At 60.4% G+C, this 5,352-nt stretch carries 5 protein-coding genes; 4 read left to right on the top strand and 1 reads right to left on the bottom strand.

Annotated features, from left to right (window positions below; genetic code table 11):
- Window positions 1–84: 84 nt before the first annotated feature.
- Window positions 85–399 carry a GGDEF domain-containing protein gene (locus DVH29_RS16750; protein WP_369333225.1) on the top strand — a complete coding sequence of 105 codons (315 nt, stop codon included), beginning with the start codon at window positions 85–87 and terminating at the stop codon, window positions 397–399.
- Here DVH29_RS16750 and DVH29_RS15865 read toward each other — a convergent pair.
- Window positions 377–1,357 (bottom strand): LLM class flavin-dependent oxidoreductase, encoded by a 981-nt coding sequence (locus DVH29_RS15865; protein WP_114647161.1) that lies wholly within the window; start codon window positions 1,355–1,357, stop codon window positions 377–379. The two genes, DVH29_RS16750 and DVH29_RS15865, sit on opposite strands and share 23 nt — an antisense overlap.
- An 825-nt stretch (window positions 1,358–2,182) precedes the next feature.
- Between DVH29_RS15865 and DVH29_RS15860 the strand changes: the two genes are divergently transcribed.
- From DVH29_RS15860 to DVH29_RS15850, 3 genes are all read left to right on the top strand, one after another.
- The gene (locus tag DVH29_RS15860) at window positions 2,183–2,443 is read left to right on the top strand and encodes a hypothetical protein (RefSeq protein ID WP_114647160.1); all 261 of its coding nucleotides are present in this window, start codon (window positions 2,183–2,185) and stop codon (window positions 2,441–2,443) included.
- Window positions 2,444–2,660: 217 nt separating this feature from the next.
- Window positions 2,661–4,598, top strand: a complete 1,938-nt coding sequence (locus DVH29_RS15855) for a heavy metal translocating P-type ATPase (RefSeq protein ID WP_245945057.1) — start codon at window positions 2,661–2,663, stop codon at window positions 4,596–4,598.
- A 185-nt stretch (window positions 4,599–4,783) separates the two neighbouring features.
- Window positions 4,784–5,352, top strand: a 569-nt coding sequence (locus tag DVH29_RS15850; RefSeq protein WP_147276147.1) for an L-lactate permease, incomplete at its 3' end; no start/stop codon positions are given.

Below are 5,352 nucleotides of genomic sequence, written 5' to 3'. Positions count from 1 at the left end.
CCGGCGCTCGATACCCCCAACATCAAGTGGCCTGGTTTTGCGCCGCCCAATGGCCGACTTTTACCCCGCCGTTGACACCTATGTGTGATCGAGGGGAATTTGGAAGACGCGTTTGGTTTGGCGGAGCGGCTTAGGACGACACTCGCTGCTGAGCCCGTCCATGCCGGGTCGGCCCGTCTGACGATTACTGCCAGCTTCGGGATTGCTGGGTTTGACTCACGCGATAATTTTTGGGACGCGGTAAAAAATGCCGACGCCCAACTGTACGCCGCAAAGCGCGCGGGCAAGAACGTGGTCGCCCTCAAGGGGGAGACGCCAGGGCCGGCGCGCCTCCCGGAGTGCAGGTTTCCCGCCACTGCGCACACGTCCCGAGCCTTTAAGCTGCGGCCTCCCGGATAAGCTCGAGGCTGCGCAGGCGCTTTTGCGGATCGTACATATCGGACACGATCATCAGTTCATCGGCCTCTGTGCGCGCGATGATCTGCTGCAGGCGGCGGCGGACGGTGTCCTTGCTGCCGATGACGCTGAACTCCAGCATCTGGCCGGCCTGCGCCTTTTCCATCGGGGTCCAATAGGTCTCGATATCGGCGATCGGTGGCTGCATGAGCCGGCGCTGTCCGCGGAAGATGTCCGCGAACGACATTTGCTGGGACGTGGCCAGGAAACGCGCCTCCTCGTCGGTCTCGGCGGCAATCACGTTGACGCCGACCAGCGCGTAGGGCGTTCCGGCCTGTTCGGAGGGCTTGAACCGGTCGCGATAGACGGCCAGGGCCTGGTCGAGCGCCTGGGGTGCGAAATGGGACGCAAAGCCATAGGGAAGGCCCAGTTCAGCGGCCAAATGCGCCCCGAACAGGCTTGATCCGAGAATCCACAGCGGCACATTGCTACCCGAGCCCGGAACGGCTTCAATCCGTTGATTGGGCACGGCCGGCGCGAGAAAAGCCTGCAACTCCATCACGTCCTGGGGGAAGTTTTCGGCATTGGCCGGATCGCGCCGCAGGGCGCGCAATGTCATCTGGTCTGTGCCCGGGGCGCGTCCGAGGCCAAGATCGATGCGGCCCGGAAACAGCGTCTCCAGGGTTCCGAACTGTTCGGCGATCACATAGGGCGCGTGATTGGGCAGCATGATGCCGCCGGCGCCGACGCGGATCGTCTTGGTTCCGGCAGCGATATGGGCGATCACCAGAGAGGTGGCCGCCGTCGTGACGCCGGCCATGTTGTGATGCTCGGCAACCCAGATGCGGCGATACCCCAGATTTTCGGCGTGCTGACCAAGCGCGCGTGCCTCATCCAGCGCTGTGCGCCGGTCGCCGCCTTCACGCACACGACCCAGTTCGAGAATAGAAAGTGGAATCACCCTGAAATGCCTTGGCTGGAACAAATGTCTGCTCCCATCGCAGGCGAAAGGGAGCGTCGTATCTCGTCCAGATAGGTGTGTTTCCGCACCGGTTCAACCGGGCGGCCGATTGCGGTAGATGGCGGCCCGCATAAGCGGGCATCGGGATGGCATAATCTGTATCCTACCCGAACGTCTTGGGCTTCAGGCCGGCCGGACCGGGGACCAGAAGCTCGCCGCGAAATCGAAAGGAACGGCCGTGCCTATTTTATCTCTGATAGAGCTCTTTGCCGTACCAGCTTTTCGCAGCATATTGATTTCATTAAAATAATTGGCGCGCCCGTGAAGATGAAACTGGGCACCGTTATGTTATTGTAGGTGCTATATAATTCTTGATGCTCTTTGTGCTGGACGATGCAAATTCGCCTAATCGTCACGGTGCCGGAGTTTCGGCCCGGGATCAGTTTTGGGATATAGTATCCTTGTCTTTTAAACGACGGCTGTTGGGGGGTATTGATGTGTCAGTCTATCCCATAATTGCCGTTGCGGTTTTGGTAGACCTCGCGGTTGCGTCGGCGGCTTTCTTTCGACCCGATCGTGTGTTCCTGCGCAGCGCCATCGCCGCAATGTGCACCTTGGCTCTACTCTATGTAGCCGCATACACCATTGGCCGCTTCTTGGCGAAGGGCTGGGATGGAGGTCGCTTTTATCCTGTATGTTCTTTCGACTGCTATCCTGCTTGCTGCGATCTCCGCTTCCATGGGCGCGGCGGCCCGATATGTCTGGATGGCCATGAGGGGTAGCGCGGACATCTATCGATCGAGCAAACGAAAACAGGGAGGATGATTGGACAATTTCGTTCTTTTGGGAGCAGGCACCTGGCTTGTGCTCCAGATACTGGCTTTAGTTCTGATGCGGGGCGCATGGCGAAGGACGGCTTGGGTGTCGGCTGCTATGATGGGCCTCGCAGCGATCGTAGCCGCGCTCGGCGCGCTTGCCGGCTCCAATCTCGCGCCGATCTGGGTGGTTTTTGCTTTGCCCGTATGTCTGGCATGGATCGTTATGCTCTGGATCATACTGGGGATAACCCGGCTCATCACCAGATAGGCGGCAAGGCGGGCGAAGAGTAGTTCGCCTCCCCAACGCGGTCGTATGCGAGCCACGTCGCGTATTTGTGGCAACGGATGTTGGCAGGGGCTACGATCTTTCTCGCTTCACCTTCGACGCGGAAATGTGGCCAACCGGCATCAAACAAGGAGACGACGTGAAGACCCTATTTAATCTCGATCGCTCGATCGTTCTGACGACGTTCACCGGTATCGGGATGCTACTGGCCATTTTCGCGCTCTGGCCGCTGCAAGGAGAAGCCGCCGGTCTCGTTTCGGTGGTGGGACTTGCTCTTGTCTATCTGGCAGGCGGTCTGCCCGCCGGTTGGCGGGCTGTGCTCACTTTGTGGGAGGAGCGCATCCTCGACATAGACCTGCTCATGGTCGTTGCCGCTATCGCGGCGGCGGCGGTCGGCGCTCCGTTCGAAGGGGCTGTGCTGCTAACGCTGTTCAGTATTTCGACCACACTGGAGGAGCGCGCGCTCGGCCGCGCCCGCCGAGCTATCGAGGCGCTGATGGCGCTGCGCCCGGAAACGGCGCTGCGCAGAGGTCCGGACGGGTCGGTTTCGGAGGTTCCTGCCACCGATCTGAAGGTGGACGACATAGTAATACTGCGTCCTGGTGCGCGCGTGCCCGCCGACGCAGTGATCGCCAGCGGTCGCGGTTCTCTTGATGAGGCGAACATCACCGGCGAATCCATGCCAGTCGCCAAAGAGCCCGGCGCGCAGATTTTCGAGGCCACGGTCAACATAGATGGCGTGCTGGAAGCAGCCGTGACCAAAACCGTCGAGGAAAGCACGGTCGCGCGGATGATTGCGCTGGTTACCGAGGCACAGGCAGCCAAAGCTCCTTCTGAGCGGTTCAGCGCTTGGTTCGGTCAACGCTACACTATTGCGGTGATGGTGGGCGCATTCCTTGCCTTCGCCGCTTTCTATTGGCTGGGCCGTGAGTGGGAGGAAGCACTTTATCGTGCCGCGACGCTGCTGGTGGCGGCAAGCCCCTGCGCCATCGTCATCTCTGTGCCCGCTGCCATTTTGTCGGCGCTGTCGGCGGCCGCGCGCGGTGGTGTGCTGTTCAAGGGGGGAGCCGCCCTCGAAACGCTGGCAGCGGTTGATACTTTCGCTTTTGACAAGACCGGGACCCTGACCACCGGCAAGGCGTCCGTCACGCAGGTTGTCGCGCTCGATGGCAACGAACAGACTTTCCTGTCGCTGCTTGCCGGTCTGGAAGCTCAATCGGAGCATCACAGCGCCACAGCCATCCGGCAAGAGGCTGTCGTGCGCGGTGTTGCTCCGGTGGAGGTCAGTAATGTCGCCACGAGGCCGAGCGCGGGCATTGTCGGCAGTGATAGCGAAGGTCTTCTATGGGCGGGCAATCCACGCCTTGCCGAGCAGATGGGGGTATCCATCGACCATCCGGCGCTGCGGGCACTGGCGGCGGAAGCCCAGACGGTCATCTATTTGGGTCGCGATTCCAGCGTGCTGGGCGCGGTCACCGTAGCCGATACAGCGCGCGCAACCTCAAAGCCTGCGCTTGCGACACTGCGCGAAGGTGGGGTGGAGAGGATCGTCATGATGACTGGCGATCGGCTCCCCGTCGCTCTGCGGATCGGCACGGAACTCGGGCTGAAACGCGAGGAAATCCACGCCGATATGCTACCGGAAGACAAGGTCCGGATGGTTGGCGAATTGGCAGCGGGCGGCAAGGTGACGTTTGTTGGCGATGGCGTCAATGATGCCGCAGCACTCGCCCGCGCCGATGTGGGGATCGCCATGGGCGCGGCGGGATCGGACGTCGCGCTTCAAGCGGCCGATGTGGCGCTGCTCTCGGAAGACATGGGGCGGCTTGCTGATGCTCATAGGCTTTCCCGCAGGACGGCGACGGTCATCCGGCAGAACCTGACCTTCGCCATGGGTGCCATGGCGATACTGGTCATCGGCGGCCTGTTTTTCGAACTGCCCCTGCCGCTGGCGGTCATCGGCCACGAAGGGGGAACAGTGCTGGTAGTGCTGAATGGATTGCGGCTGCTCAGAGACCCCATTCGCGCCAGAGAGGCAAAGCCGACACCCGCTGCCCAAGGATCTAGCGATTTGGTCATGGGGCAGCCGCCGCAGCGCCAACCCTATCGCAGGAAGGTGGCGCGGCGCGCAGCTTGATATGGCCATGGCTCCGCGCGTTCCAAGAGGATGCCGAACCCGCGATCGTTCGACCGCACCTCCAAGAAGAGAACGAGCTTGGAAAAACCAAACGCGAAAAGGCTTGATCCCAGAATGGCAATCTGGGTAAAATGCTTGTCTTTTCAATGGAAGAAATAGAAATTTTTTAGAGAGGAATTATAAATATGGATTTGCCAGTCGATATACTGCATTGGTCTTTATCCATATTGCCGGTCATCGTGCTTGCTTTCCTGCTTATTCAGTTGCGCTGGACTGCGCAGCAGGCTGGCGCTTTCGGAATCTTTGTGGCCGCAGCGATCGCGCTTTTTGCCTTCAGGACGCCGTTCGACACCCTCGCCGTCGCAGGTGCGAAGGGGATATGGGACGCGATCTTTATTTTGCTGGTCATATGGCCCGCACTGCTCCTCTACCAGATCATGGACAAGTCGGGCGGCTATGAAGCGATGCGTCAAGGCATTACCCGCTTGAGCAAGAATGAATTGTTCATCGTCGTCGCGCTCGGGTGGGTCTTTACATCCTTCCTGCAAGGGATCGACGGGTTTGGCACGCCGATCGCGATCGTTGCCCCGCTGCTGGTCGCCTTCGGACTCAAGCCGGTCTATGCTGTGGCTATCCCCATCATCGCGCACATTTGGGCTAAGTTTTACGGAACATTGTGTCAACGGCGGGGTAAAAGTCGGCCATTGGGCGGCGCAAAACCAGGCCACTTGATGTTGGGGGTATCGAGCGCCGG

The organism is Pelagibacterium lacus, assembly GCF_003345525.1.
Classification (GTDB): Bacteria; Pseudomonadota; Alphaproteobacteria; order Rhizobiales; family Devosiaceae; genus Pelagibacterium; species Pelagibacterium lacus.
This window is presented reverse-complemented; position numbering and strand designations above follow the sequence as displayed.

Excerpts from the sequence above, each read along its gene's own strand:
- DVH29_RS15855 (WP_245945057.1), top strand. The coding sequence starts at position 2,661 with ATGCTACTGGCCATTTTCGCGCTCTGGCCGCTGCAAGGAGAAGCCGCC.